General features: G+C 63.9%; 26 protein-coding genes and 1 pseudogene. 9 read left to right on the forward strand and 18 right to left on the reverse strand.

The window, feature by feature from the left end; all coding sequences use genetic code 11:
• Nucleotides 1-320: 320 nt before the first annotated feature.
• The 5 genes from SM755_RS12180 to thpR form a co-directional block, all read right to left on the reverse strand.
• Entirely contained in the window at nt 321-986 is a 666-nt protein-coding gene (locus SM755_RS12180) for a translation initiation factor IF-6 (RefSeq protein ID WP_323172896.1), read from the reverse strand.
• A gap of 9 nt (nt 987-995) precedes the next feature.
• Nucleotides 996-1,274 carry a 50S ribosomal protein L31e gene (locus SM755_RS12185; protein ID WP_006110715.1) on the reverse strand — a complete coding sequence of 93 codons (279 nt, stop codon included), beginning with the start codon at nt 1,272-1,274 and terminating at the stop codon, nt 996-998.
• 4 nt (nt 1,275-1,278) lie between these two features.
• The gene (locus SM755_RS12190) at nt 1,279-1,431 is read right to left on the reverse strand and encodes a 50S ribosomal protein L39e (RefSeq protein ID WP_004267621.1); all 153 of its coding nucleotides are present in this window, start codon (nt 1,429-1,431) and stop codon (nt 1,279-1,281) included.
• 109 nt (nt 1,432-1,540) lie between these two features.
• Complete coding sequence (locus SM755_RS12195; protein ID WP_323172897.1) at nt 1,541-2,590, reverse strand: hypothetical protein; 1,050 nt, start codon at nt 2,588-2,590, stop codon at nt 1,541-1,543.
• A gap of 149 nt (nt 2,591-2,739) precedes the next feature.
• The gene (gene thpR, locus SM755_RS12200) at nt 2,740-3,300 is read right to left on the reverse strand and encodes an RNA 2',3'-cyclic phosphodiesterase (protein ID WP_323172898.1); all 561 of its coding nucleotides are present in this window, start codon (nt 3,298-3,300) and stop codon (nt 2,740-2,742) included.
• Between the two features lie 238 nt (nt 3,301-3,538).
• On the opposite strand from thpR, the gene SM755_RS12205 reads away from it, so the two are divergent.
• The 5 genes from SM755_RS12205 to radA all read left to right on the forward strand — a co-directional run bounded on the left by SM755_RS12205 (nt 3,539) and on the right by radA (nt 8,432).
• The gene (locus tag SM755_RS12205) at nt 3,539-4,378 is read left to right on the forward strand and encodes a tetratricopeptide repeat protein (RefSeq protein WP_323172899.1); all 840 of its coding nucleotides are present in this window, start codon (nt 3,539-3,541) and stop codon (nt 4,376-4,378) included.
• 123 nt (nt 4,379-4,501) lie between these two features.
• Entirely contained in the window at nt 4,502-4,795 is a 294-nt protein-coding gene (locus tag SM755_RS12210) for a DUF424 domain-containing protein (protein WP_323172900.1), read from the forward strand.
• 100 nt (nt 4,796-4,895) lie between these two features.
• The gene (locus SM755_RS12215) at nt 4,896-5,777 is read left to right on the forward strand and encodes a hypothetical protein (RefSeq protein ID WP_323172901.1); all 882 of its coding nucleotides are present in this window, start codon (nt 4,896-4,898) and stop codon (nt 5,775-5,777) included.
• A gap of 289 nt (nt 5,778-6,066) precedes the next feature.
• Entirely contained in the window at nt 6,067-7,269 is a 1,203-nt protein-coding gene (locus SM755_RS12220) for a PQQ-binding-like beta-propeller repeat protein (protein ID WP_323172902.1), read from the forward strand.
• A 131-nt stretch (nt 7,270-7,400) separates the two neighbouring features.
• Entirely contained in the window at nt 7,401-8,432 is a 1,032-nt protein-coding gene (gene radA / locus SM755_RS12225) for a DNA repair and recombination protein RadA (protein ID WP_323172903.1), read from the forward strand.
• Between the two features lie 257 nt (nt 8,433-8,689).
• On the opposite strand, the gene sufU is transcribed toward radA, so the two are convergent.
• The 5 genes from sufU to SM755_RS12250 form a co-directional block, all read right to left on the reverse strand.
• Nucleotides 8,690-9,109 carry a Fe-S cluster assembly sulfur transfer protein SufU gene (sufU, locus tag SM755_RS12230; RefSeq protein ID WP_323172904.1) on the reverse strand — a complete coding sequence of 140 codons (420 nt, stop codon included), beginning with the start codon at nt 9,107-9,109 and terminating at the stop codon, nt 8,690-8,692.
• Between the two features lie 116 nt (nt 9,110-9,225).
• Nucleotides 9,226-9,474 carry a hypothetical protein gene (locus tag SM755_RS12235; RefSeq protein WP_323172905.1) on the reverse strand — a complete coding sequence of 83 codons (249 nt, stop codon included), beginning with the start codon at nt 9,472-9,474 and terminating at the stop codon, nt 9,226-9,228.
• 103 nt (nt 9,475-9,577) lie between these two features.
• A complete protein-coding gene (locus SM755_RS12240) occupies nt 9,578-10,222 on the reverse strand; it encodes an HD domain-containing protein (RefSeq protein WP_323172906.1) in 645 nt (214 codons plus the stop codon).
• Between the two features lie 183 nt (nt 10,223-10,405).
• A complete protein-coding gene (locus tag SM755_RS12245) occupies nt 10,406-11,650 on the reverse strand; it encodes an aminotransferase class V-fold PLP-dependent enzyme (protein ID WP_006665132.1) in 1,245 nt (414 codons plus the stop codon).
• 290 nt (nt 11,651-11,940) lie between these two features.
• Nucleotides 11,941-12,546, reverse strand: coding sequence for a hypothetical protein (locus SM755_RS12250; RefSeq protein WP_323172907.1), 606 nt, complete (start codon nt 12,544-12,546; stop codon nt 11,941-11,943).
• Nucleotides 12,547-12,779: 233 nt separating this feature from the next.
• Here SM755_RS12250 and SM755_RS12255 point away from each other — a divergent pair, with 233 nt between their 5' ends.
• Nucleotides 12,780-13,412 (forward strand): SWIM zinc finger family protein, encoded by a 633-nt coding sequence (locus SM755_RS12255; protein ID WP_323172908.1) that lies wholly within the window; start codon nt 12,780-12,782, stop codon nt 13,410-13,412.
• A gap of 89 nt (nt 13,413-13,501) precedes the next feature.
• A complete protein-coding gene (locus SM755_RS12260; RefSeq protein WP_323172909.1) occupies nt 13,502-15,340 on the forward strand; it encodes an acyl-CoA dehydrogenase family protein in 1,839 nt (612 codons plus the stop codon).
• A 29-nt stretch (nt 15,341-15,369) separates the two neighbouring features.
• Here the strand turns inward: SM755_RS12260 and hjc are convergent, their stop codons facing one another.
• The 8 genes from hjc to SM755_RS12300 form a co-directional block, all read right to left on the reverse strand.
• Nucleotides 15,370-15,891 (reverse strand): Holliday junction resolvase Hjc, encoded by a 522-nt coding sequence (gene hjc, locus SM755_RS12265; RefSeq protein ID WP_323172910.1) that lies wholly within the window; start codon nt 15,889-15,891, stop codon nt 15,370-15,372.
• A 57-nt stretch (nt 15,892-15,948) separates the two neighbouring features.
• Nucleotides 15,949-16,776, reverse strand: a complete 828-nt coding sequence (locus SM755_RS12270) for a type II CAAX endopeptidase family protein (protein ID WP_323172911.1) — start codon at nt 16,774-16,776, stop codon at nt 15,949-15,951.
• 73 nt (nt 16,777-16,849) lie between these two features.
• Nucleotides 16,850-17,725, reverse strand: a complete 876-nt coding sequence (locus tag SM755_RS12275; protein WP_323172912.1) for a hypothetical protein — start codon at nt 17,723-17,725, stop codon at nt 16,850-16,852.
• Between the two features lie 167 nt (nt 17,726-17,892).
• Entirely contained in the window at nt 17,893-19,176 is a 1,284-nt protein-coding gene (locus SM755_RS12280) for an adenosylhomocysteinase (protein WP_323172913.1), read from the reverse strand.
• A 251-nt stretch (nt 19,177-19,427) separates the two neighbouring features.
• Nucleotides 19,428-20,180: a hypothetical protein gene (locus SM755_RS12285; protein WP_323172914.1), complete on the reverse strand. Its 753-nt coding sequence runs from the start codon at nt 20,178-20,180 to the stop codon at nt 19,428-19,430.
• Between the two features lie 160 nt (nt 20,181-20,340).
• Complete coding sequence (locus SM755_RS12290; protein WP_323172915.1) at nt 20,341-21,639, reverse strand: amidohydrolase; 1,299 nt, start codon at nt 21,637-21,639, stop codon at nt 20,341-20,343.
• 462 nt (nt 21,640-22,101) lie between these two features.
• Nucleotides 22,102-22,527 (reverse strand): hypothetical protein, encoded by a 426-nt coding sequence (locus SM755_RS12295; protein WP_323172916.1) that lies wholly within the window; start codon nt 22,525-22,527, stop codon nt 22,102-22,104.
• A gap of 331 nt (nt 22,528-22,858) precedes the next feature.
• Complete coding sequence (locus SM755_RS12300) at nt 22,859-23,152, reverse strand: hypothetical protein (protein ID WP_323172917.1); 294 nt, start codon at nt 23,150-23,152, stop codon at nt 22,859-22,861.
• A gap of 178 nt (nt 23,153-23,330) precedes the next feature.
• Here SM755_RS12300 and SM755_RS12305 point away from each other — a divergent pair.
• Together SM755_RS12305 and hisG are read left to right on the forward strand one after the other, a co-directional pair.
• Nucleotides 23,331-24,191: pseudogene (locus SM755_RS12305) on the forward strand (stage II sporulation protein M); the annotation flags it as partial.
• 67 nt (nt 24,192-24,258) lie between these two features.
• Complete coding sequence (gene hisG / locus SM755_RS12310; RefSeq protein ID WP_323172918.1) at nt 24,259-25,113, forward strand: ATP phosphoribosyltransferase; 855 nt, start codon at nt 24,259-24,261, stop codon at nt 25,111-25,113.
• The last annotated feature ends 43 nt before the right edge of the window (nt 25,114-25,156 follow it).

Genomic DNA, 25,156 nt, shown 5'->3' on the forward strand with positions numbered 1-25,156 from the left:
AAGTCATTTTTGGCGCAACCGCAGGACGGGCGCGGTTGCGCCGGTAACTCGTTACAGCAGACCGTATCAATCAGCGCGGGCGACGGTCACCGGAGACCGCGAGCTACCGATCCGAGCAGTGCAAGCGCACCCGGAACCGCGGCGCTGAGACCGGGTCTTTGTCCCATCGCTAGATACGCACCGAGGTTACCCGTCACTGCGAGCCACGTTACGAACACGATACAGTCACGAAACCGCTATCAGAAACGAATACGAGCCGTCCGGTTCCCAGGGTCCGGGTCCGGATCCGCGTCAAACAACTCGAGCCGTGGCGTGACGGATCAGTCGAGATACCCAAGCGCGTCTTCGATCCGCCCGAGTTCAGGCCCGGTCGTATCCTGGCCGACGACGTAGCCGAACTCGTTTGCCAGCAGGCCGGAGCCGACGAGCGGCGCGCCGTAATTGATCGTGCCGACGTCGGCTCGGACGTCAAGGACGTCCTCCAAGACGTCGAGTTCTTCGTCGGTTGCCTTGGGGTGACAAAGGACGCCATCGTTTGTCGCGACGGCGGCGGTACCGACGGTTCGGACGCCCGCGAGATCGCCGCGTTCGACGGGCACGTCGAGCGTCTCTTTGACGATCTGGGTTGCCTCTCGAGGCAGGTCCGGATGGACGTAGGCCCCGTAGTCGTTCGCGAGGACGACGTTCCCGGCGGCGTTGATACTGCCCGGCAGTTCGGCCACGGGAACGTCGACTTCCTCGGTGAGCGTCTCGCGTTCGTACTCGAGGACGCGAGAGCTGACGAGCAGGCCGTTTTCGTTACCCGTCGCTAATGCGCCGACCGTCGAGGAGCCGCCGACGGTCGTTTCGATTGCGGGCACCTCGAGTTCGTCGGTCAGGTCGGCGACGGCGTCGTCGTCGATGTCGGGACGAACGAGCACGCACGAGTCGGTCGCGCGGGCGAAGACGCCGACGTAGGCCGACCCGGCGAAGGCGAGGCGTTGCAAGTGTAGTGGTTAGTCGGCGACCTCGGCTTCGACGACGGCGTCACCCTCTTCGTCGAAACGAGCCGCGCGGACGCGAAGTTTTCGTGGCGGGTTCGAGCGCCCGTTCGACCAGACTGCCTCGTTGATCGAGGGGTCCAGTCGGATGGCGTCCCCGTCGACCGCAAAGTGCTTCGCGAGGTGGTCACGGACGAGTCGCATGGCGAGATCCGCGGCCTCGTGGTTGGCTCCCTTCTTGACGTCCCGCAGCGGGACGGTTACGACGCGTTCTTCGAAATCACTTGCACTCATTGTATTACTCGTCAGTGTCGTTACGCCGCCAGTTGCGTCGTTTCGGGTTCCGCTGGACTTCCATGTCCGTCTTCATCATAACCCAGGCCGGAACGCGGCTGTTCTGGTTCTCGAGTTTGGCAAGTCGCTTTTTCTTGCCCTTCGACTTCTTACCCATAGTAGCCGGACGTAGCCCGTGCTGGCTTAAAATCTTGTCCATCTTTCGGGACCGGTCGGTGAGCAGTGGTCCGTGGACGGTACGAGTTCACCTCATCGTCTCTCCGCTCTCATGCTCGCCGTCGCTCCCGGATCCGTTCTAGGTACCGCGTCGCCACCGCGAGCGTCGCCTCGCTCATCCTCGTCGTGTACTCGAATCGGTCGACGCCTTCGTAGCCGTCGTGACGGGTGAACTCGTCGTGATCGTAGCAGCCGGTGCCGTGAAAGCGCGTTCCACCGCCGAGTTCGTCCGGGCCGGCGTAGGCGGTTGCCATCGGCGTCACGCGAAGTGCTTGGTCGTCCCCGCCGGTCTGAACTCGAGTCGCGGCCCCGAGGTCGTGGTCACAGTCCGTCCCGCCGACCGCCTCGACGAGTTCAGGCGGGAGCAACGTGTGGAAGACTTCGTGAATGGCGATGTTCCGGCTGATGGCCCGCGAGTCCCAGACTTCGGTTGCCCCGATGTTGGCGACGGTCTGTGCGCCGTCCGCGGCGGTTCCGTTGGAACCCGTTGCACCGACCAGATCGTTCGGCGACATCGTCCCGCCGTAGCCGACCCGGTAGTTGAGCGGGGACCAGCAAAACAGCACGTGACAGGCCGGCCCGCCGAGTTCACCGCGGTCCCGAAGCTGCTCGCGAAAGACGTCGAGGACGGTCGCCAGCGAGGGAAGGACGAGTTCGGATGGCCGCGGCGTTGCGAGCAGGGGAAACCGGACGGATTGGCCGCGCTCGACGCGAATGTCGAAATCGGCATCGATGCGGTCGGAGTTGGAGACGGCGTAGGTTTGGAGCTGTGCCATGGCGTCTTCGATCGCAGCGAAACACTCCCGAAAGGGGACCGGCCAGTCGCGTCGCAGGCCCGAAATCCCGTATCGGAACCAGACGGGTGGCGGAATGGGTCCCGGAGAGACACGTATCCGGAGCGTCTCGGTGTCGGGCGCATCGCCACCTCCGCTCGTACCGACGATCGAAACTGCGCCGACGCCGCCGACCGCGGCGATGAACTCGCGGCGGCTGACCGAGGCGGTTCGCCCGATGCGAGAGCCACGCTTGCCGGTCGCGGTGGTGCGGTCAGGGTGGTCGGGGTGGTCGGGACCGTGATCCGCCGTGGACGAGTTCCCCATCGACCGGTCCGGCTACGGGATCGGTCCCTATCACTCCCGGTGCTGTATCGTTCGGCTATCGTGCCGTATGCGGGCGCTACAGTGGCTGTAGGCGACCGATAGCGCACTCACAACGACGCATACTGGCGGCCACAGCCGGGTGGAGTCGGTCACTCGTCGAGCGGGAACCGCGCCACCGTCGAGTACACCGGCCCCTCCTCGGTGAGCGTGCTCTCGGTTAACCGAACCTCCTCGACGCGCGCCTCGCCAATCGTCGGCTCGCGCTCGCGGACGAGTTCTTGCACCAACTCTTTCCCACCTGCGTGCTCCATCCGCGCGAGCGTCACGTGTGGCGTGAACTCGTGCGATTCCGGCTCGAACCCCATGTCGGTCGTCCGGTCCTCGACGGCTTCGTGGAGCGAAGTAAGTTCCTCGCCGCCGGTTTCGGTGCCGAACCAGACCACGCTGATGTACTCGAGACTCGGGAAGACGCCCAGGCCGCCGTAGCGAACCGTGAAGGGGTCGACGCCGGCGTCGGCGACCGCAGCCTCGAGTTCGGATTCGAGGTCGGGCACTCGCTCGCCGTCGACGTCGCCGAGGAATTTCAGCGTCACGTGGGCCTGCTCGGGGTCGGTGAAAGTGAGGCCGCTCGCGCCGCTGAACTCGTCCTGGAGATCGGCGACCGATTCCGCGAGGTCGTCGGGGAGGTCGACGCTGACGAAGAGGCGCATACGGCGTCTTCGATCGGGACGTCCTTCAACGGATGGGGACTGGTACCGCCCTGTATCGTGCGTCTCGAAGCGGTATCGAGCGACGCGGCACTGGCCGAGCATTCCGAACCGGTAGTCGATTGCACTACGGACGACAGACGGTTCGTGCGTATCGAGGTCTCGTCCTCGCCGCGGAGATTGTGATCTCTGTACTCCCGAGGTCGCAGCCCTTAACAGTCCGCGACGCCAAATTCTGGTAATGACTGACCGAGAGGGCGATGGAGACGAGCCCCGCGACCACCGTTTCTCCGAAGGCGAGGGGTTCGACGACCCCTACGACGAGTTCGATCTCGATCCGCCGGAACTGGATATCGACCCCTCGAAGGTCGACCCGGTGGACTCTCGGGTCGTCACCGATACGCTCGATAGCCAGCAGATCGCGAGCGACGATGTCGACGCTGGCGAACTGCTCGACGTCGGGCTGAACTACATGCAGATCAACCGCTACGAGCAGGCGACCGACGCCTTCGAGCGGACCGCCCGCTTCGCCGACGACGAGCGACTCGAACAGGAAGCCTGGGTCAACAAGGGCGTCGCCCACGCCGAACTCGAGGAGTGGGACGCGGCGATCGGTGCCCACCGCGAGGCGCTCGACATCGATGACCAGAGCGAACACGCCGCGACGGCCGAGACGAATCTCGCCTACGCCCTCTGGGAGTTCGGCGAGACGGCCCAGGCCTTAGAGCACGCCGAACGCGCAATCGAGATCGACGAGCGCTTCGCAGAGGGCTGGTTCAACCGCGCGTTCTTCCTCTCGGAGCGCGGGCTGGCCGAAGAAGCCCTGCAGTGTATCGACAACGCGATCCGACTCGGCCTGCGAAACGCCAAGGTCTTAGAAGAGAAAGCCGAGATTCTCGAAGAACTCGGCGAGTACGACGAGGCCGAGGAAATCGCGGAGGAGGCAAACGAACTGCGCGAACAGGCCGAACAGGAGATCATGGAAGACCGCCGGGAGATGGAAGGCCAGCCGACCGGTGTGGACGACCTCAGCGACCCGGGTCGCGAAGCCGACCGCGATCGCGAGTGGGAACTCGAGTGACGACGGTGACCCGGTGTTCCGGTGACCCGAGAGACGAACGAACTCCAGCGCCCGTGACCGCAGACACCCATAAACACAAATACGGTCACGACTCCACAGTACGTACGAGATGCGGATACGATCATGCGCGTGACTGAACGACAGACTCCGGAAGGACTGCTCGTCGCTGTGTGCGACAGTGACATCCTCGGCGAAACGTTCGAAGCCGAGGACCTCTCCCTGACGGTCACCGACGAGTTCTACGGCGGCGACGAGGTCGACGAATCGGTCGTGATCGACAGCCTCGCGCGGGCTGACGTAGCCAACATCGTCGGCACCCGCGCCGTTTCCCTCGCGATCGAGGAAGGCTTTATCGACGAGGCGAACGTCCTCGATGTCGGGGAGACGCGCCACGCGCAGTTATTGCGGATGCACTGAGTGTACTGCGTGTATCGCGGAATCGTCGTCGTGAGCCCGATATAGTACCGGCAATTACCGGCGGGAAAACGTTTTTGTAATTTCATACAATGGGTGAAATATGGGACCCACGCAGCTTCCAATCCTCGCCCAGATACACAACCCCGAATACACCGGTGAGAATCGCTGTATCCCCTGCACTGCCGTCAATCTCGTTATCGCAGGTGTCCTGACCGTTGCGGTTGCGATCGCATCACCCATCGCTGCGGTCGCCGTATTCGTTCTCTCCGCTGCTGCCATCGGCCTCCGCGGGTACCTCGTTCCGGGAACGCCGGCACTGACGAAGCGATACTTTCCCGACTGGCTCCTCGCGAAGTTCGACAAGGCACCCGAACCGGGCGGTTCGACGCTCGAAACCGATGCCGCCGAAACGGGGGCCGATACCACTCGCTCTCACGCAACCGGCGAACCGATCGAACCCGAACGGTGGTTCCTCGACCACGAACTCGTCGTTCCGTGCACGCGAACGGCGGACGATGGTGAGCAAGAGCAGGAAGACCTCTGTCTTGCGGACGACCTCGAGGCGACCTGGCAGGGGGCGATCGACGAGATTCAGGACGGCGAGCGAGCGAGCCAGGTTGCGGCGTTTCTCGAAACGGAGCCGGCGTCGGTATCGATCGACCACCCCGACGACGCAACGTCGCCGGTTCGTGCTCGCGTGGAGGACAGGGTCGCCGCCAAGTGGGAGTCAGACGCTGCTCTCGTCGCCGATCTCGCGAGTTCACGCGCGCTCTCGGAGGAGGTTCCGGAGTGGGAGCAACTGTCACTCGAGCAACGGAGTCAGTTGGCGAACGGACTCCGGGCGTTCGTCGAGCAGTGTCCGGGCTGTGACGGGACGATTTCGCTCGATGAGGAGACCGTCGAATCCTGCTGTCGGTCGTATCAGGTCTACGCAATTACCTGTAACGAGTGTGATGCGCGGATTCTCGAAGTGAGACAGTAGAGACCGACGACCGGCGCGGACTGTGAGACGTATCGGTACCAGCATCTTCGATTCGCAGGCCGTTCCACATTCTGTAGACACTGCGCCTATCGAGTCGCCTCACCAGTAGCGGATACGGCAGGCGATCAGTCGTCATCTAACGGGGATCACGATCGCGAACGGTGCCGTATTCCGGTTCCGCTCTCAGCTGCCGGGTTCTGCTTGTCGTTCTCTCGTCGTTCCAGCGGCGGCGTTCGTCTGCGACACCGGGCCGCATGCATTATCCCGGCTCGCTCAGTAGTCACTGGCAGTGACTTCGTGGACACAGTTCGAGGGAGATCATCGCCACGCCGGCGTTCGACGCGACGTGACCGATCCACGCTGGGTTACAGTGGCCTGGACGGCCGATCTCGTCGGTCACGTCGGCTCACCGGTTCTCGACCGCGACACCGTCTTCGTCGGCACACGCCGTGGCAACTGCTACGCGTTCGACCGCGAGACGGGACATCGGCGCTGGGTTTTCGAGACGACCGCGGCAACCGAGCCGGCGCCGATCGTCACTCACGAACACCTCTATCTCGGCACCGACGATGGCACGATCTACGCCCTCGATCCAGCAACGGGAGAGCAACACTGGGCGACGACAGTACCCGCACAACTCACGACTGCACCCGTCTATTCGGGCGAAACCGGCGATCTCTCTGTTGGTCACGAGGACGGCCTCACCGCTCTCGACGGTACCTCCGGACGGGAACGGTGGACCACCGAAACCGAGACAGCTGTGACGGGTTCGCCCGCAATCGCCGACGACGGGGAGTTGGAACGCGACCGGCAAATACAGGACCTGGGACTGGACCAACTCGACCGAAATAACGCAGATACCAGCCCGCTGCCCTCGGAACGAGAACGACGTTCCTGGGATGGCCCCCGGCTCTACGCTGCCACTGAGGGCGGCACGGTCGAGTGTCTCGAGGCACGAACTGGGACCAAACTCTGGTCTGCCCCCACGAACGGCGACGTTCCCGCCGGACCCACGGTCGCCGGCGGACGCGTCTACGTCGCCGACGACGGCGGCACCCTCCTCGCGTTGAACGCCGACACCGGCCAGACCTGGTTCACCTATTCCATCGCCGACGAGTTCACCTCCGGCGTCACGGTACTCACACAGGATGAGGCAACGATCGTCGGCGCTGCCGACGGCTATGCCCACGTCACTGATACGACCGTCGGCCGGCGAAAGCGTCGCGGCTGGCTGTTCTCGAAAAAGGGCGTCGCGCTGGATGGCACCGTCAGCGCGAGCCCCGTCGTCGCTGGAACCATCCTCTGTGTCGGGGATACGACCGGCTCGCTCTACGGTATCGACCTCGCCGACGACTGGAGCCACCGGTGGCACACCCAACTCGAGGGGGCGATCACGAACACGCCCGCACTTGCCGAACAGCGCCTCTACGTCGCCAGCGGCGACCGTCTCACCTGCTTCGAGTGGTCACCCGCCGACGCGTCGACAAGTTGATCGTCTCGTTCTCGCCGCCTTCACTCTTTAACCTCTAGTCTCATCGTTGTCTACCCCGCCGCTTGCCCTCACTTTCACTTTCACTTCCCTGTTAACGAGGGTTTATGGGGTCGCCGGGACAACGACGGAGTATGGCAGACGCAGACCTCGAGGAACTCCCCGGCGTTGGACCGGCAACCGCAGACAAACTCCACGACGCGGGCTTTGACTCCTTCCAGAGCCTCGCCGTCGCCGCCCCCGCTGAACTCTCGAACACCGCCGATGTCGGCGACTCCACTGCAGCCGACATCGTCAACGCCGCCCGCGACGCCGCCGATGTCGGCGGCTTCGAAACCGGCTCGACGGTGCTCGAACGACGGAACAAAATCGGCAAACTGAGCTGGCAGGTCGACGAGGTCGACGACCTCCTCGGCGGCGGTATCGAAACCCAGTCGATCACCGAAGTCTACGGCGAGTTCGGTGCGGGGAAATCCCAGGTCACCCACCAGATGGCCGTCAACGTCCAGCTTCCCAAGGAGGTCGGCGGCCTCCACGGTGCTGCGATGTTCGTCGACTCGGAGGACACGTTCCGCCCCGAGCGCATCGACGACATGGTCCGCGGTCTCTCGGATGACGTTATCAACGCGACGCTCGAAGACCGCGACATCGAAGGCTCGGCCGCCGACGAGGCCGCCGTCGACGAACTCGTCGAGGACATCCTCGACAAGATCCACGTCGCGAAGGCGTTCAACTCCAACCACCAGATGCTGTTGGCCGAGAAGGCAAAGGAACTGGCCAGCGAGCACGAAGAGGCCGAGTACCCGATTCGCCTCCTCTGTGTCGACTCGCTGACCGCCCACTTCCGCGCCGAGTACGTCGGCCGCGGTGAACTCGCAGAGCGCCAGCAGAAGCTCAACAAGCACCTCCACGATCTGGACAAGGTCGGCAACCTCTACAACACGGCCGTCATCGTGACGAACCAGGTTGCTTCGAACCCGGACTCGTTCTTCGGCGACCCGACCCAGCCGATCGGTGGCAATATCCTCGGCCACAAGTCGACCTTCCGAATGTACCTCCGCAAGTCCAAAGGTGACAAGCGGATCGTCCGCCTGGTCGACGCGCCGAACCTCGCCGACGGCGAGGCGGTTATGCGTGTCCAAGACGGCGGGCTGAAAGCAGAGTAACTACTGTACTGCCGTTTTGGCCATCTCTCTCATTGCAGTCGTTTTGCGCGTTGTGCATTCGTGCTTCGATATCCGCCAGCGACGCACCAGCGTCCGAAATGACCGATCGAGCGCACTCGCTACACAACACTTCCAACTCGGGATCACGCGGCAGGGTACGGTGACCCGAACCCGAACTCTCGAGTTCTTACGGTTCGAATCGAAATCGAGACGGCGGTAGAACGAGTGTGTGGCGGTCAGCCCGCAGTCCGCAGTTCTTAGTCCTCGGTCGTCGTCTTCTCCACGTCGAGTTCACCCTGATAAATTTCGGCACCGTCCTGGGCGACTTTCTCCGCGAGGACGGCACATTTGACGCGCATCGGCGAGATATCGACGCCGAGCATGTCGATGACATCGTCACGGTCCATCTCGAGGAGTTCGTCGACGGTTTTGCCGTGGAGTTCACCCGAGAGCATGCTCGCGGAGGCCTGACTGATAGCACAGCCGTCGCCGGAGAAGGCGACTCGCTCGATGGTTTCCTCGTCGTCATCGAGTTTGACATCCATACGAATCTCGTCGCCGCACATCGGGTTCTCGCCGACGTGGGTAAACGTTGGATCCTCGAGTTCCCCGTAGTTGCGGGGGCTCTTGTAGTGATCGAGGATCTGCTGTCGGTACATATCCGAACCCAGTCCCATCGGTGTGTACGGATATGCCAGTGCCCTGTAAAAGGGTTCCGGGGCGACGCTCGCCGGACGAGACCGGCGATCGCGCGCCGGAAAACGGTTGCATGTTGGCAGTCGATATCACGCCGTTACGTCGATCCCTGGTCGATCGGCGGGTTGCGATAACAGGCATCGACGATGGCGACGATGCCGACGAGCGCGGCGACGGCGAGCGGCTGCGTCACCGGCACGTTTGCGACGGTCGCGACGACCAGTGCAACCGCGAATGCGATCGGAATGATCCCGAGGATGAAATCGTACCGATCGGCCGCGGCGAGACCGTCGACCAGGACATCGAACGGGTCGCGTTGCGGACTCCCGATACGTTTCTCGTACATTGATTCTCACCTCGGCACCGGTACGTACCGGCCTGAGAATCAAAAACGCTGTGCCAGTTCTAGAATCGTGCCTGATAGGTCCGTGAACGACCGACCGATCACGCTACCGCTCGCCGGCGACTTCCGCATCGAACTGCGCGATGAACTCGCGGACGAACGCCGCGCGCGCCGCGGCGAGTTCGCGGCCGGCGTCGGTGTACATGCGTGCCGGTAGGTCGAGGATCTTCTTGTGGAGGTGATTGTACTGCGTCGTGCCGGCCGCCGCCTCGTCGTCGGCCACCGGGAGGGCCGGATCGTACATCGGCGAGTCGATTGCGGTACCGTGGGCGAAGACGCGGCCGATGCCGACCGCCCCGAGCGCATCGAGGTTGTCCGCGTCGGAGACGAGTTCGGCTTCGACCGTTTCGGGGTCGACATCGTTCGAGTACCGATGGGCGCGGATGCAGTGTTTGACCTGCGAAACCGTCTCGTCGGTCGCGCTGAACTCGCGGAGGATCTCGCCCGCTTCCCATGCGCCCCAGGTCGCGTGGTCGTCGATCTCGCCGCGGTCCTCCCGCTCGCGGCCGATATCGTGGAGGAGGACGGCGAGGGAGACGACGCGTTCGTCGACCGTCTCCGGCTCGGGGTGGCGTTCGACGAGCGTTTCCGCGAGTTCTTCGACGCGCTGGACGTGGTGCCAGTCGTGGGCGGGCGGCGCGTCTTCGAAGTACGGTTTGGCGCGATTACGGACGGTCTCGAGTTCTATCATGTCGGTCGCGTTTTCGGGGGACTCCGATAAGCGCTCCGCTGCTGGATGCTGATCGGTCGTGCTCGGATCGGTGGCAGAGCCAACCCGCGCAATCGCCAGCGTATTGACTCGTTGAGAACGGCGTATCCGATAGACGGTGACTCTCACCAACAGAACCGGACGGTTCGGTGGGAGCAGTGATCGTCAGGCGAACAGCTGCCGGGCGTCGTCCAACGCGGTGACCAGTTTGTCGATCTCCTCGCGGGTGTTGTAGATGTAGAACGAGGCGCGAGCCGAGGCGGCGACGCCGAGTTTGTCGTGGAGCGGCTGGGTGCAGTGGTCGCCCGCCCGGATCGCGACGGCGTAGTCGTTCATGATCGAGGCGAGGTCGTGGGCGTGGACATCGTCGAGGTTGAAGGCGACGAGGCCGCCTCGGTCCGGTCCGGGCTCGGGGCCGTAAATCTCGATGTCGTCGAATTCGGCGAGTCGCTCGTAGGCGTACTCCGCGAGGGCTTCCTCGTGGGCCCGGATGCGGTCCATGCCGATCTCCTCGACGTAGTCGATGGCGGCGGCGAGCGCGATTCCCTGCGCGATGAGGGGGGTGCCGGCCTCGAACTTCCAGGGGAGGTCGTTCCACTTTGCATCCTCGAAGGTCACCTTCTTGATCATGTCGCCGCCGTAGAGGTACGGCTCCATCTCGGCAAGCAGGTGCTCCTTGCCGTAGAGGACGCCGATACCGGTCGGACCGCACATCTTGTGTCCGGAGAACGCGTAGAAGTCCGCACCGATATCCTCGACATCGACCGGCCGGGTGGGAACGGCCTGCGCGCCGTCGATGAACGCGAGCGCGTCGTGCTCGTGGGCAATGTCGACGAGTTCGGAGACGGGGTTGACGGTGCCGAGCGTGTTCGAGACGTGGACCGCCGAGAGCATCGCGGTGTCGTCGGTGATCAGTTCGCGGGCGTGCTCCGCGTCCAGACGGCCATCCTCTTGCACCCGGATGTACTTCACGTCGGCTCCGGTTCGCTTGCCGATCTGTTGCCAGGTGACCAGCGAGGCGTGGTGTTCCATCTCCGTGAGGACGATCTCGTCTTCGGGGCCGAGTTCGTTCAGTCCCCACGAGTACGCGACGAGGTTCTCCGCCTCAGTCGTGTTCTTGGTGAAGACGATCTCTTCGCGGCCGTCCGCGTTGATGAACTCGGCCACGCGGTCGTGGGCCTCCTCGTAGGCGATCGAGGCCTCCTGGCTCAGGTGGTGGATCCCGCGGTGGACGTTCGCGTTGTACCGCCGGTAGTAGTCGCTGATCGCGTCGACGACCGGGTCCGGCGTCTGGGTCGTCGCCGCGTTGTCGAGGTAGACGACCTGCTGGCCGTCGAACTCGCGCTGGAGGATCGGGAACTCCTCGCGGATAGCCGCGACATCGAGCGCCTCGAGATGCTGGTGACTCATTGCTCTCTAGGAAGTCTTCGATGCAAAACACTCCTTCGGTCCGCGATAGGGAACCGGTCACGAGAGACGGCTCGATGAGTCACTACTGACTATCGAGTCAGCTATCAGCTATCGAAGGGGATGGAAAGGAAGTGGTATGCGGCAGGCGACGAACTGTGTATGGCGCAGTTCGGATGTGAAGTGGTGTGGTGGGGATGATGTGGCAAGCCTGCCGTATCATTTCGTATGGGCTTGTGTGACAAGTGCGTGATGCCAAATATATTTGGTTCGACCTCGTTCAACCCGTTCGCCTACTCCCAGGGGTGGGTTCCCTGCTGGCTCGGCCAGAGCGGATACCAGTATTCCTTCTCGCTTTCGATCTCTAATTCGCCGTCCAGCGTCGACTCGAGTTTGAACTCGGTACTCGAATCGCGCTCTCGGCCGGCGCGTGGAGCGAACGGATAGTACGCGCCGCGACGGAACGAGTAGATCCAGTACGCCGGCCCGTCGCTGTTTTCGTACGCGAACACGGCTGCGAGCAGGCGCGACCCGTAGTCGCGTTCGATGAACGTGTCCGCCGCGAAGTGCATACTTGTGATCAGATCCTCCGGATCGGTGTCTCTGAGCACGACCCAGTGATAGCCGTGGTCGTCGTCCGTGACGGTGAACTCGGTTCCGGTGTCTTTCTGGCCGGCCTCAAGAATGGACTCGACCTCCGCGACGGTGTCGCGAAAGCTTCGCGAGTCGACGCCGGAGAAACAGAGCGCGCCGACGTCGAGCGACCGGTAGCCCAACTCCGCCTCCATCGTCAGGTAGGCGGTGCTCATCCCGAAGAGGTCCTCGGGGTCGGCGTCGCGTCTGGCGTCGGTCTCGGCGCGCAATCCGAGGGCGGCACGGAGTCCGTCCAGCAGTCCCATATCGAGGAGAACGGTGCCATCCTCTTAGAACTCACCTATTGTGCGCCGCCGGTCGATGCTCGCACCGCCCGGTTGTCAGTTATGACCGCGGAGAGTCGCGAATACTATCACGAACCTCGATGGTCAGCCACGTTCGAAAGTCAGCAATTCGAACGAACACACCCGTTATAGGCCTTGAGCCCCTACACTCGTTGAATAGCAACCCGACCATCAGCACCACTCTTGACGCATCCATGAAAACAACAGCGTCACCGAAAGCGACACTTCCAGCACCGTCCACCGACACGCTCGAGCAGCGCTCGCGCCGCGCACGAACCGAGCCGATGTCCGTCCTCCCGCTCGGGGACGGCCTCTACGAGGTCGAATCCGCCAGCGATCACACCTACCTCGTCGATCTCACCGGCGGTCGATGCACCTGTCCCGATCACGTCTTCCGCGGCGTCCGCTGTAAGCACATCCGCCGCGTTGCGATCGAGATTACGGACGGGCGCACCCCGCCGCCGGGTGAACTCGCCGTCCAGTGTCACGACTGCGAAACCGCGGTCTTCGTCGACGAAGACGACGCCGACAGCGGTCCGGTCTACTGCGATGACCACGCGATCTGGCCGGGCGACACGGTCGTCGACCGCGAAACGGGCGACCGGCTCACCGTCGTCGACGTTTCCGACCGACGCGCCGACGCCGTTCGGATCGAGACGACCGGCCGCACCGTCGCCGAGTACGGGACGAACGAGGCCTACGACCCGGACGTCCCCGTCGTCGGCGCAATCTATCCGCACGCGAGCGTGAAGGCGAACGGCGTCGTCCCCGCCTCGCTACAGGTATACGTCTTCCCGCGAACACGCCTCGAGAAGCGATCTCAGTAGCGAGCGAATCCCTCCCAGCGAAAACGCGACGAAACGCACAATCCGTTTTGTTACGCCCATTTTATTGAGTCACGGTAACAATTGCGAGTATGGACGAAGGGATCGACTACGCCGAGTTCAGCGACGGGCGGGGCATCAACTACTGGACCCTCGACCGAACGCTCAGACGCGAAGTGCGGCGGGTCTATACCGACGACGAGTTCACCTGGGCCGAGCCCCGTCTCGCCGACTTCGGCGAGACCGTCGGGCACACCATCGCGACCAACGCTGACGACATCGACGATCACGGACCTGAACTCGAGCCCTACGACAGGGACGGCGAGGTACAGAACCTGGTCCGCTACCCGGAACGCCAGTACGAGAACGAGCGGCTGGCCTACGAGCGGGGGATCGTCGCGGACGCGTTCGAAGCGCCGCCGGGGCGCGACGAGCCGATGGGACTGGCGCACAACCTCGCCATGCAGTGCCTGCTTAGCTACGCCGATCCGGGATTCGACTGCCCGGTCGCGATGACCGCCGGTGCCGCGCTCGTCCTCGAGAAGTTCGGCGGCGACGAGCACGCCCCGTTCTACGAGGCGCTGACGAGCCGCGAGTACGACGATCTGATCGAGGGGGCGATGTTCCTCACCGAGAAACAGGGCGGCAGCGATGTCGGTGCGAACGAAACCCGCGCCGAGTGGGACGATGAAGCGGATTGCTGGCGACTCTTCGGCGAGAAGTGGTTCTGTTCGAATATCGACGCCGAGGGGACGCTCGCGCTCGCCCGAACCGCGGACGCATCCGACGGAACCGCCGGACTCTCGATGTTTCTCGTTCCCCACGCCGACCCCGATCGTTCGGGTCAGAACGGCCCGCTGACCAAGGGACAGCGGCTCGAGGACGGCCCGCTCTCTTCCGAGGCGGTCAACGATCAGCTCTACCGGCGGTTGAAGGACAAACTCGGCACCATCTCGGTGCCGACCGGCGAGGTCGAGTTCACCGGCGCGAAGGCGCTTCTCGTCGGCGAGACGGAGAACGGCTTCCGGCAGATGGCCGAGATGCTCAATCTCGAGCGCCTGTCGAACGCGGCGGCTTCTTGCGGAATCATTGGCCGGGTGCTGCTGGAGAGCAAGATCTACGCCGCGAACCGAGAGGCCTTCGGCGAGACAATCGATCAGTATCCGCTGATGCGGGCTGATCTCGTCGACATGGCCGTCACCCACGAGGCCGCAACGACCTACGTCTTCGAGGCGGCACGGTTGCTTTCCGAACGCGAGCGTGCCGAGCGCGCTGGTGAGACAGCCGACGACGCCTATCGGCTCATGCGGCTGTTGATCCCCATCGCCAAGGCCCGAACCGCTCGGATGGCCGTCGAGACGGCCTCCTACGGGATGGAGATCCACGGCGGCAACGGCTACGTGAACGATTTCGTCACCAACCGCCTGCTTCGGGACGCGCAGGTCCTGCCGATCTGGGAGGGCACCGAGAACGTCCTCTCGCTCGACGTGCTCCGGGCGCTCTCCCGCGAGGACGCCCACGAACCGTTGCAGGCGGCGATCGAGGCGCGACTCGAAACCGTCTCGCACCCGGCGCTCGCGGACACCGCGGCGACAGTCGAGGACGAGTACCACGACCTGCTAACCGCGCTCGCGACGCTCGCCGGCGCGGACGACGAGTACGCGCAACTGTCGGCCAAACGGCTGGCGCACTACCTGTTCGACGTCTTCACGGCGGCGCTGTTGCTCGAGAGCGCCCAGCGAGAACTCGACGACGGAAACGGCCGGCTGGCGCTCGTCGCCCAGCGATTCGTCGCAACCGAACTCGCGGACCGGGAGGCGCGCGGTATCACGAGCGGTGACCGGTTCGCGCTCGAAGCGTACGACCCCATCGTTCGCTACGAACCGATCGATCCCGACCGAGTACGCGAAATCGCGGCGGAATCGGACTAGCAGCGTTGAGAGTTGGGTGTTGACACACTCTACTCGAGCGCGTCTGCTGCCTCCTCGACTCCCATCACGCCCTGCTCGACCGCGTTGAGTACCCGAAGCACGTCCTCGTCCGGGCCGTCGTCTTCCGCCGTACCGACCTCGTCGAGGGTCACCTTCTCGGACGCGCCGACGAACTCGGCGAAGTCGGTGCCCTCGGCCAGCGCCGTCTCCTTTTTGACCCGATAGTTTCCGCCGTCGGTAACGTGGAGATCTGCGGGGTGGAAGAAGTACCAGTCCTCGCGGTCGAATCGAACCCCGATGCGGGGCTTCGCGCCGAAATTCTGGGCGAAGTAGATCAGCGCCTCGACCTCTTCCCCGGTGAGATAGATCGGATCTCCTGAACTCGACTTGGCCTCGATCGCGTAGAACTGTTCGCTATCGCCGGCGAGTACGTCGGGAAGTTCGCGTTCCGTCGCCGAGCCGCTTGCGGGCGCACGCATCACCGCGAAGCCAGCCTCGTCGAGTTCGTTGACGAGTTCGCGTTCGCGGCGGTCGCCCTTCGCCTGAGACATACGGAAGGATCACCGGCGGGAGCTAATAAACGGGGCGGGACCGCGGTCGGCGACGGCCTACAGCGGCAGGATTGCCAGGCCGGTTTCGAGCGACACAGCCGTCGCGGTCTCGAGTTCGTCGGGGGCGTATCGAAGCACGAGATAGAGGATGCCGAACTGGATCGCGTTGAACGCGGCGTGGGCCGCGATCGGGACGAAGAGGTTGTCGGTCTTCGCGTAGAGGGTGCCGAAGATGAGCGCGCCGCCGAAGACGACGGCGAGCGAGACGGCGATCGCGCCGGGTGGGGCGAAGGTGCCGTCCATCGCGATGGCGTACGAAGGGATGTGAAGCACCGCGAAGATGAGACTCGTCGCCACGACCGCGCCCATCCGGCTGAACGCGGCGTACAGGCGCTTTTGAATGACGTTCCGGAACAGGAACTCTTCGGCGGGGGCGTTAAAGAGGAAGACGATGACGATCATGAGCAGGACCATGGTCGGATCGTCCCCGACCAGCGTGATGACTTGATTCTCGGACGAGGGCAGTTCGAGGACCGTTGCGACCGTGTTGACGACCATGACGAACGCGATACTGGCGACGATGCCGAGGCCGATGTAGCTCCAGCCGCGCCGCGTCGGCACCTCGAGATCCAGCCATCCCCAGCCGCGGTCCGTCCACCAGAGGTAGGCCCCGCCGACGAGGACGAAGCCGGCGAAGTTCAGGGTGAGAAAGACGAACGTCGCGAGGTTGGATGCGCCACCCGGGTTGGTGAGCAACGTCGAGTCGAGAAGCGCGGCCGGAAGCGACGTGAACTGCGAGGCGACCAGTCCGAGCACCGCCAGCCCGATGCCGACGAGCGTCGACCGAACCGGGCCATCCGTCCGCTGTCGTGTGGACGTTTCCATGCCCGGACGTTTGCGGGCTGCCCTCTTGGGCGTTCCTCTCTCCTGTCCGCCACACCGGTGGCGATCGCCGTTTTCACAACCCCACTCCCAGCGCCCCAGGAATTGGTACGGAACCGCCACCATAGACCGCGCTACAGACGCCGAGAACGCCGCCCAGAAGCACACCGCGAGTCACCCACGGCTCCCACCGTTCGCGCCAGTTATTCACGCGAACGGTCTGGACGTGTTTCTCCTGTTTGATTCCCGCCTCGGACCGATACGTGAGCACGACCGGCAGCCGGTATCGCCCGGGCGTCGCACTCGCTCGCGTATTGAACTCGAGGATGTAGGCGGGATCATCGCGGCTATTGCCGTCGAGCGGCTTCTGTCGGAGTTCTCGATCGTCGGTCGCCGTTCCGTGCTGAAACAGCGTCGAGGGCGAGGCCACCGTTTCGGGTGCAGTTTCGTCGTCGGCCGCGGTCACGTTCGCCTCGCCGCTCGACGCCCCGTTCGTTGGTCCCGCGGTCTCGCTCGAATCGACGCGGTTTCGACGCACCGTTCCCGGATCGGTCAGATCGAGCACGTCGTCGTGGTCGTGAAAGACGCTGATCGTTTCCTCGGCGACGGAGTCACAGCCCGAGACGAAGATGCCGAGTTCGATTCGCTCGCCGGGGTCGATCCGCGGGCGTTTGAGAAACACGTCGAGGTCGATGTCGTCGAGGGAGCCGGTGCCCTCGACGTAGATGCTGACCTCCAGGTGGCCGTCCGAGTCGATGTGTGAGCGTTTGAGCAACGGCCCGATCGAGTACGACCGCGGATCCGTTGGTGGTTCTTCCCCTCCGTGTTCCTCCCCTATGCGTTCCTCCTTCTCGTCCGTGCGACTGCCGTCGCTTTTCCCCGCGTTCTCGTCAGCGATCGCTTCGGCGGAATCGGTCGGTCTTTCATCGGACGCTGACGGGGTCTCTGGCATTCGATAGGTGATTCTCACACCCGACCCAGTTCAGGGTGATGGCCGTTCCGCTCGAACGACTTCGCGAGAGTCAACAGAGGGCGTACGAACACCGGAACGCCCGAGCATCCGGACCCAGCACGCCCGATCCGAAGGCCCGCGTTCCGAACGAACGCGTTGTGTGGCAGTTACGTTCCCTGGTCCCAGCTGTCCATGTACTCGCGCTGGGTGTCCGTCAGCGAGTCGAACTCGACGCCCTCGGCCTCGAGTTTGATTTCGGCGATTTCCGTATCGAGTTCGTCGGGCACGTCGTGGACGCCGGCGTCGTAGTCGTCGCCGTTGTCGACGAGTTCGCGAACGCAGGCGGCCTGGACGCCGAAGGACTGGTCCATAACTTCGACGGGGTGGCCGAGCGAAATGGGGGCGGCGAGGTTGACGAGGCGACCCTTGGCGATGACGTTCAGCCGGCGGCCGTCTGCCATCTCGTAGGCGTCGACGCCGTCGCGGGCTTCGTAGTGGTCGACGGAGCGCTCGGCGAGCGCGTCGAGGTCGATCTCGATGTCGAAGTGGCCGGCGTTAGCGAGCAGGACGCCGTCTTGCATCTTCTCGAAGTGCTCGTCGACGATGACGTCGCGGTTGCCGGTCGTCGTGAGGAAGACGTCGCCGACCGCGGCGGCCTCGGCCATCGGCATGACCTCGTAGCCCTCCATGTGGGCTTCGAGGGCGCGCCGGGGCTCGACTTCGGTGACGATGACGTTCGCGTTCTGGCCCGATGCTTTCTTCGCGACGCCCTTGCCGCAGTAGCCGTAGCCGGCGACGACAACCGTCTTGCCGGCCCACGAGAGGTTCGTGGTCATGGCGATGGAGGCGAGCGAGGACTCGCCGGTGCCGTGGACGTTGTCGAACAGGCGCTTCATGGGCGTGTCGTTGACCGCGAACACCGGGTACTCGAGTGCACCGTCCTCGTCCATCGCGCGCAGGCGGTGGACGCCCGTGGTCGTCTCCTCGGCCCCGCCGATGATGGTCTCGATCAGTTCGGGATAGTCCTCGTGGATGGCGGCGACGAGGTCCATTCCGTCGTCGACGGTGATCGTCGGCTTGTGGTCGATGACGGCCTCGATGGCGGCGTAGTACCCCTCGTCGTCGACGCCGCGTTTCGCGTAGCTCGTGATGTTGTCGTGGCTGTCCAAGGCCGCGCTGACATCGTCGTGCGTCGAGAGCGGGTTGCAGCCCGTAATGGCCACCTCCGCGCCGCCCTCGGCGAGCGTTTCGACCAACATCGCCGTCTTCGCCTCGACGTGCATCGCCATCCCGATCCGCTCGCCCTCGAACGGCCGGTCCGCGGTGAACTCGTCGCGGACGTGTTCGAGAATGGGCATGTGTTGGGCGGCCCAGTCCATCTTCCGACGCCCCTCCTCGCGAGCGTTGGCGATGTCGTCCAGCTGTTCGCTGATCCGCTGATAGTCGCTCATACATCGAGTGAGTGCGACGGGGGCCAAAACGCTACCGAAGGCAACCAGTCAAAACGAGCGCTGCCTGCGAATCTGGATCGAGTTCAGGCTGACAGACGACGGCGGTGTGCCAGCGGCATGGACGGCCGGTGGCGATGACCGCCGCGGTCGAGACCGGCATCGGCGACGAGAAAGCGACGTGGTGGGTGGTGCCTCTGGATGGGAGAGCTGTCGTCCGATGGCGGATGTGGTATTTCGTACGGTCGGTGTCGTTAGCGGTTGTTACCGTTCGCTCCGGCGTGTGATGGCGGACCGCCGCCGTTGGATTCGTCTTCGGTGTCGTCGTCGCTGTTCTGCTCCTCGTCGACCGTCTCGTCGTCCGCGTCGTCGAGTTCAGCCGTCGAGTTCTCGCTATTGACATCGCCGTCGGCAGGGTCATCGCCGCCCGGTCCGGCGTGAGCCGGCGGGCCCTGCCGGTCGGTTGCGTCGCCGTCATTGCCCGGACCCGCGTGTGCGGGCGGTCCGGCGTGATCGGGCGCGTTACCCGGGTTGTTCTCGACGACGAAGTTGGCCACCGCGAGGCCGAACGGTCCGTCGGTTTCGTTCTTGTTGTCCGCGACGAACTGCGAGACGAGTTCGCCGAAGGGGGTCTCGTTCTCGGCGGCGGCTCCGTCGATCGTCTCGGTCGTTTCGACCGTCGCGTTCCCGACCGTCGCGTCGAACGCGAGTTCAATCGACTCGTTTCCGTCCGGGGGCGAAAGAGTGAACTCGCCGTCGACGCCGGTGTAGGTGCCGGCGTCCGCGTACGTTTCGTTGTCATCGACTGCGGTGACGGTCAGGTTCATCTCGTCGACGACGGTGTCGTTTTCCGTGACGGTAACGGTCACCGTCTCGTCCTGTGCAACGTCGATTTCGAGCGCTGGCTCGCTGGTCGATTCGTCCGCGGCGACCGCGCCGGGGAAGGCGGCCACGGAGAGGACGACCAGTGCAGCGATTGCGATTGCAACGTGGTTGTGATAACTCATTGCAAGTCACGACAGTTCGAGTTTTGTGAATAAAGCCCGCCGGCGGTTCGGGTTCGTTCGGTCGGTTTTCGAATCAGCGAGACCGTCCAAAAGACGAGTATACTGTTTATTGGGTCCTCTGAGCGTTCGGATTCCGTTCACGCCGAGACGGTCGGTCGCCTCACTCCGCGGCGCGATCAACCAGTGCCGCGGCGTGCTCGCTCGCCCGGTCGCACACCGCACGCTCGTCGAGCGTCTGCACCTCGCGGTCACGCATGAGCACTTGCCCGTCGCAGATCGTGTGTTTCACGTCGGCCGCGGCGGCCGCGTACGCGAGGTGGCTCACGAGGTCGTGGGGCGGCGTCAGATGCGGCGCGTCGAGGTCGATCACGGCGAGATCGGCGGCTGCGCCCGGCTCCAGTCGGCCGGTGTCGAGCCCGATCGCGTCGGCGGTGCCGTGCGTGAGGAACTCGGCGACGGCCTCGGCGGGAACCGCGCTCGCGTCGCCGGTCTCGAGTTTGCCGACCATGGCCGCATCGCGCGCCTCATCAAGCAAGGAGAGGTCGTTGTTCGAAGCCGCGCCGTCGGTGCCGAGGCCGACCGTAACGCCCGCGTCGAGCAGTCGCTGGACCGGTGCCATGCCACTGGCCAGTTTCATGTTCGAGCCTGGACAGTGGATGACGCCCGTCCCGGCCTCCGCGAGCAGTTCGATCTCGCTCTCGTCGACGTGGACGCCGTGTGCGACGAAGTCCTCGGGTTCGAGCATCCCCTTCTCCGCCGCGTACGCGAGCGGTCGCATTCCCCGTTCCTCGACGATCGGCGCGACCTCGTCTGTCGTCTCATTCGCGTGGTAGTGGATCGGCACCCCGATCTCGCGGGCCTTCGGAACGAACTCGTCTAAGTACTCCTCGCCGACCGTCGTCAGCGAGTGGGGCATGAAGGCCGTCGAAATGCGTCCGTCCGCCGCGCCGTCGAGTTCACGAGCGACGTCGATGCTCGTCTGGGCGTCCTCGCGGGCGGCCGCCTCGTCGGCTGCGACGGTGACGACGCCGTGGCCGAGGCGGGCGCGAAGTCCCGCCGTGTCGACCGCAGCCGCGATTTCGGGGACTTCGAAGTACATGTCCGCGAACGCGGTGGTGCCGGACTTGATCATCTCGAGCAGGCCGAGTTCGGCACCGACGCGGATGTCCTCGGGCGTCAGTTCGCCCTCGGCGGGCCAGATGTCCTCCTGGAGCCAGGTGTCGAGCGGTTTGTCGTCGGCGTGGCCACGAAGGAGGGTCATCGCGACGTGTGAGTGACCGTTGACGAAGCCGGGCGTGACGAGCGCGTTCGAGGCGTCGAGGGTCGCATCGCCGGTGCCGGCGAGGTCGTCGCCGAGTTCGAGGATCGTCCCCTCGTCTTGATCGATGAGCACGTCTGCGCGGGCAATCGTGCCGTCCGGGCGAAGGAGTTGTCCGCCGGTAATCGCGAGTGTCGCCATACGCATCGTTTCGCGGTCGGCCGTGTTAGCGTAACGGTTACGAGTGCGCCGCCGCGGTAGTGGCCAGTCGCGTTTGGTCCCGCCGCTTGTGCCCCTTCATTTCCACTGGAACTGGTGTTCCCGTTCGAGAGCACCGCCGGTCCACTCCCGTCGTATTTGAGTGCGAACTCGAGGCGGGTTCCTCTCGTGGCACTCACCGTCTCAGCAGTATCCACGGTAGGCCCTGATCTGCTCGCTGGCTTCGCTCGCCCCGTGGAGGTCGCCTGTCTCGGCCCAAATCTCGACTCCGCTCACTAGTGATCGGTACAGTGAACTCGCGAATCGGTCGGTGGGAGTGCTCTGTCACACCCTTTCTACTCTCACGGCAGCCACTGCCCCTCTCATACGGTCTGCTGTGACGATTTACCGGCGCAACCGCGCCCGTCCTGCGGTTGCGCCGGAAATGACTTACAGCAGTCCGTATCAGTTAGTGTCCTGATTGATCCACCATCCGCGTCCCTTCTTGGCCCACGCCACGTAGGCGACGGCGTACAGCGTGTTCGCCAGTATCCCACCGATGAAGGCGTGCGGGAGGAACGTAAGCCGTATCGGAACGACTACAAGTAGTAGGACCACCGCACAGCAGTACAGGAGGATGACGCCCATCCGGCCATCGGCTCCGATCTCTCGGAACCACTGACCGACGGACGCTGCGAGCTGCGTGTTGGCTCCCGGGCCGAGTACGAAGAGAACCGCGACGAATCCGACAGCGATTGCTCGCCACGATAACGGCTGGTGAAACGGCACGTTCACGAGGAGTAGCACGACTCCAACCCCGATCATGCTGATATCCGTCCGCGTCGGGGACCGGTCCGGGAACCACATCGACGGCCCAACTCGACCGCTCATGTAATGCTGTTCCACCGAGTTGTCAATGTTTCTTCTGATTTTCAATCTCACACGCCGACGCCTCGCGGGGAACCACCACCGAAACCAACGATCCGCACCGCTCGTGACGGCCCCCGCGGTCGGACACCCGGACACAGTCGGCGGATTTATCCCCGATTTCCGTGACGGTACGTGGGTGTCATAGAACGAATATCATACCTACTGCCTTCCCATCGATCGGTCGGTGAAGGGATGTAATGATTGGGACACTTCCTTTTTGGAACCCATCCAGATACCGTCTCTGAGAGAGAATACTTTCCTCAACTAGGAAGATGCTGTTTACTCCTCTCTATCAGCTATTACGGACGATGGACGCCACGCTCACGATGACGGCAACAGCCCCGACGTAGTAAAGGAGAGACAGAAGGGCAAGCCCAAGAAACGCCATACTCACTAGAACAGCTTTCCCACCGCCTTCCGACAGTCCCCATCCCCCAATGAATATTGCACCAACGATACTGTCAGCAACAACTCTCGGATCAAATAACACCTGCTTCGGGAGAGCGTCGACAAAAATCCCGGCGATAATACCCGGAATCATTAGCACTCCCCCGAGAATCAGTTCAGAACGACCTGGGTTGTGCATAGATTACCTTGTCTAATTATTATAGAAATGTTTTCTGCTATGTCATATCTTGTTTGGATTTCTGGGAACCTACTTGATTTGGTGGCCGAACGGTGGTTAATTAATAATTCTATTTCGGGAGGACCACCCGTGACTTATATAGGAGTCTGGCTGTGTGGGTTGTTCTATGTCAGTCTCTGACGGTACTGCTATGACAGACGGCCCCACCGCCAGCCCGACCGCCCGGCGAAACTGGACGGTGCTCGTTCTCGGACTCGCGCTCGCTTCGTTCCTGTCGGCCGCGATAACGGCCGTGACGCAACCTGATAGCAGCCCCGTCATCGGCGCGACCGCGCTCGGGTTCGGCTTCGCGGCACTCGCCGTCGTCTCGCGGACCGCCGTCCCGGGACTGTTCGACGCCCTGAGCGCCGCGTGGGACGAACACCGCCGCGCCACCTGGGCGGCGACCGGCCTCTTCGCGTTCGGCGTCCTCCTCGGTATCGGCCTCCTGCTCGCCGGCGTCAACTTACTCGATCTGCTCGCCGAACTGCTTCAGGAAGGGCTCGCCCCCGACTCCGGGCCGGGGAGCGAACAGGGCCAACTCGAACTCGACCTCACGGCCTCCTTTTTCATCCAGAACAACTCCGTGCCGTTCCTCCTGGCCATCGGCGGCGCGCTCTCGCTCGGCCTGCTCACCGCCTTCATCATGGTCGCCAACGGCATTATCGTCGGTAACGTCGGCGCTGCCGTCGGTGAACTCGTCGGGGTCGAGTTCATCGTCGCGGGATTGGTTCCCCACGGTATTTTTGAACTCCCGGCGCTGTTCATCGCCGCCGGCGTCGGCTTTCGACTCGTGACTCGGTTCGGCGAGCGCGTCCTCGGGTCCCGCGAGGCGTTTCTCACCAGGCCGTATCTCGCTCGGACCGCCGCGCTCGTCGGGTTTGCCTGGCTCTTGCTCGTCCTCGCCGCCGTCGTCGAAGCCTACGTGACGCCGGCGCTGCTCGAGATGCTGTTTGCGGAGCAAGTCCAGCAGCCGGGCCCCGTCCCGACGACGCCGTGACCGGTTCGACCAGCGAAACCCGCCTCGATGAAAAGACAGTTGCCCGCCGATACCGAAGGGAGTGGCAATGCGAATCGCCGTTCCCAACAAGGGCCGCCTGCACGAGCCGACGATCGACCTGTTAGAGCGGGCGGGGCTCCACCTCGAGAACGGTGCGGACCGCCAGCTCTACGCCGATACGGTCGATCCCGACGTGTCCGTGCTCTTCGCCCGCGCGGCCGACATTCCGGAGTACGTCGCCGACGGGGCCGCGGACATGGGAATCACCGGCTACGACCAGGTTCGGGAGGCACAGGTTACGGACGTGGCGGAACTCCTCGACCTCGAGTTCGGTCGCTGTCGGCTCGTCCTCGCCGCGCCCGAAGACGGGTCGATTGCGTCGGTCGACGACCTGGCGGGCGGAACCGTCGCGACCGAGTTCCCGAACGTCACCCGCGAGTTCTTCGCGGAGCGGGGACTCGAGCCGAACGTCGTGGAGGTCACCGGCGCGACGGAGTTAACGCCACACGTCGAGATTTCGGACGCCATCGTCGACATCACGAGCACCGGCACGACGCTGAAGATGAACCGCCTCGGCATCATCGAGGAGGTTCTCTCGAGTTCGGTGCGGCTGTTCGCCCGCGAGGACGTTCGCGAGGAGCCAAAGATTCAGGAGGTGCGGACCGCGCTGGCGTCGGTCAAACAGGCCGAAGGCAAGCGCTACCTGATGATGAACGTGCCCGAGGATCGACTGGACGATGTCCGCGACGTGATCCCCGGATTGGGCGGGCCGACGGTGATGGACATCGCGAACGGCGGCGGCGAGAAGGTCGCCGTCCACGCGGTCGTCGACGAGCGGGCCGTCTTCGAGACGATCACCGACGTGAAACAGGCCGGTGCGAGCGATATTCTGGTGACGGAAATCGAGCGATTGGTCGAGTAAGTCGCGGCGAATCGCGAGTCATACGGACTGCTGTCAGTCATTT

The organism is Natrialba sp. PRR66, from assembly GCF_034808065.1.
Classification (GTDB): Archaea; Halobacteriota; Halobacteria; order Halobacteriales; family Natrialbaceae; genus Natrialba; species Natrialba aegyptia.

Bases quoted from the DNA above. Each gene is read 5' to 3' on its own strand.
- SM755_RS12185 (WP_006110715.1), bottom strand. From the start codon at position 1,274: ATGAGTGCAAGTGATTTCGAAGAACGCGTCGTAACCGTCCCGCTGCGG.
- SM755_RS12190 (WP_004267621.1), bottom strand. From the start codon at position 1,431: ATGGGTAAGAAGTCGAAGGGCAAGAAAAAGCGACTTGCCAAACTCGAG.
- SM755_RS12195 (WP_323172897.1), bottom strand. From the start codon at position 2,590: ATGGGGAACTCGTCCACGGCGGATCACGGTCCCGACCACCCCGACCAC.
- thpR (WP_323172898.1), bottom strand. From the start codon at position 3,300: ATGCGCCTCTTCGTCAGCGTCGACCTCCCCGACGACCTCGCGGAATCG.
- SM755_RS12205 (WP_323172899.1), top strand. From the start codon at position 3,539: ATGACTGACCGAGAGGGCGATGGAGACGAGCCCCGCGACCACCGTTTC.
- SM755_RS12210 (WP_323172900.1), top strand. From the start codon at position 4,502: ATGCGCGTGACTGAACGACAGACTCCGGAAGGACTGCTCGTCGCTGTG.
- SM755_RS12215 (WP_323172901.1), top strand. From the start codon at position 4,896: ATGGGACCCACGCAGCTTCCAATCCTCGCCCAGATACACAACCCCGAA.
- radA (WP_323172903.1), top strand. From the start codon at position 7,401: ATGGCAGACGCAGACCTCGAGGAACTCCCCGGCGTTGGACCGGCAACC.
- sufU (WP_323172904.1), bottom strand. From the start codon at position 9,109: ATGGGACTGGGTTCGGATATGTACCGACAGCAGATCCTCGATCACTAC.
- SM755_RS12235 (WP_323172905.1), bottom strand. From the start codon at position 9,474: ATGTACGAGAAACGTATCGGGAGTCCGCAACGCGACCCGTTCGATGTC.
- SM755_RS12240 (WP_323172906.1), bottom strand. From the start codon at position 10,222: ATGATAGAACTCGAGACCGTCCGTAATCGCGCCAAACCGTACTTCGAA.
- SM755_RS12245 (WP_006665132.1), bottom strand. From the start codon at position 11,650: ATGAGTCACCAGCATCTCGAGGCGCTCGATGTCGCGGCTATCCGCGAG.
- SM755_RS12250 (WP_323172907.1), bottom strand. From the start codon at position 12,546: ATGGGACTGCTGGACGGACTCCGTGCCGCCCTCGGATTGCGCGCCGAG.
- SM755_RS12255 (WP_323172908.1), top strand. From the start codon at position 12,780: ATGAAAACAACAGCGTCACCGAAAGCGACACTTCCAGCACCGTCCACC.
- SM755_RS12260 (WP_323172909.1), top strand. From the start codon at position 13,502: ATGGACGAAGGGATCGACTACGCCGAGTTCAGCGACGGGCGGGGCATC.
- hjc (WP_323172910.1), bottom strand. From the start codon at position 15,891: ATGTCTCAGGCGAAGGGCGACCGCCGCGAACGCGAACTCGTCAACGAA.
- SM755_RS12270 (WP_323172911.1), bottom strand. From the start codon at position 16,776: ATGGAAACGTCCACACGACAGCGGACGGATGGCCCGGTTCGGTCGACG.
- SM755_RS12275 (WP_323172912.1), bottom strand. From the start codon at position 17,725: ATGCCAGAGACCCCGTCAGCGTCCGATGAAAGACCGACCGATTCCGCC.
- SM755_RS12280 (WP_323172913.1), bottom strand. From the start codon at position 19,176: ATGAGCGACTATCAGCGGATCAGCGAACAGCTGGACGACATCGCCAAC.
- SM755_RS12285 (WP_323172914.1), bottom strand. From the start codon at position 20,180: ATGAGTTATCACAACCACGTTGCAATCGCAATCGCTGCACTGGTCGTC.
- SM755_RS12290 (WP_323172915.1), bottom strand. From the start codon at position 21,639: ATGGCGACACTCGCGATTACCGGCGGACAACTCCTTCGCCCGGACGGC.
- SM755_RS12295 (WP_323172916.1), bottom strand. From the start codon at position 22,527: ATGAGCGGTCGAGTTGGGCCGTCGATGTGGTTCCCGGACCGGTCCCCG.
- SM755_RS12300 (WP_323172917.1), bottom strand. From the start codon at position 23,152: ATGCACAACCCAGGTCGTTCTGAACTGATTCTCGGGGGAGTGCTAATG.
- hisG (WP_323172918.1), top strand. From the start codon at position 24,259: ATGCGAATCGCCGTTCCCAACAAGGGCCGCCTGCACGAGCCGACGATC.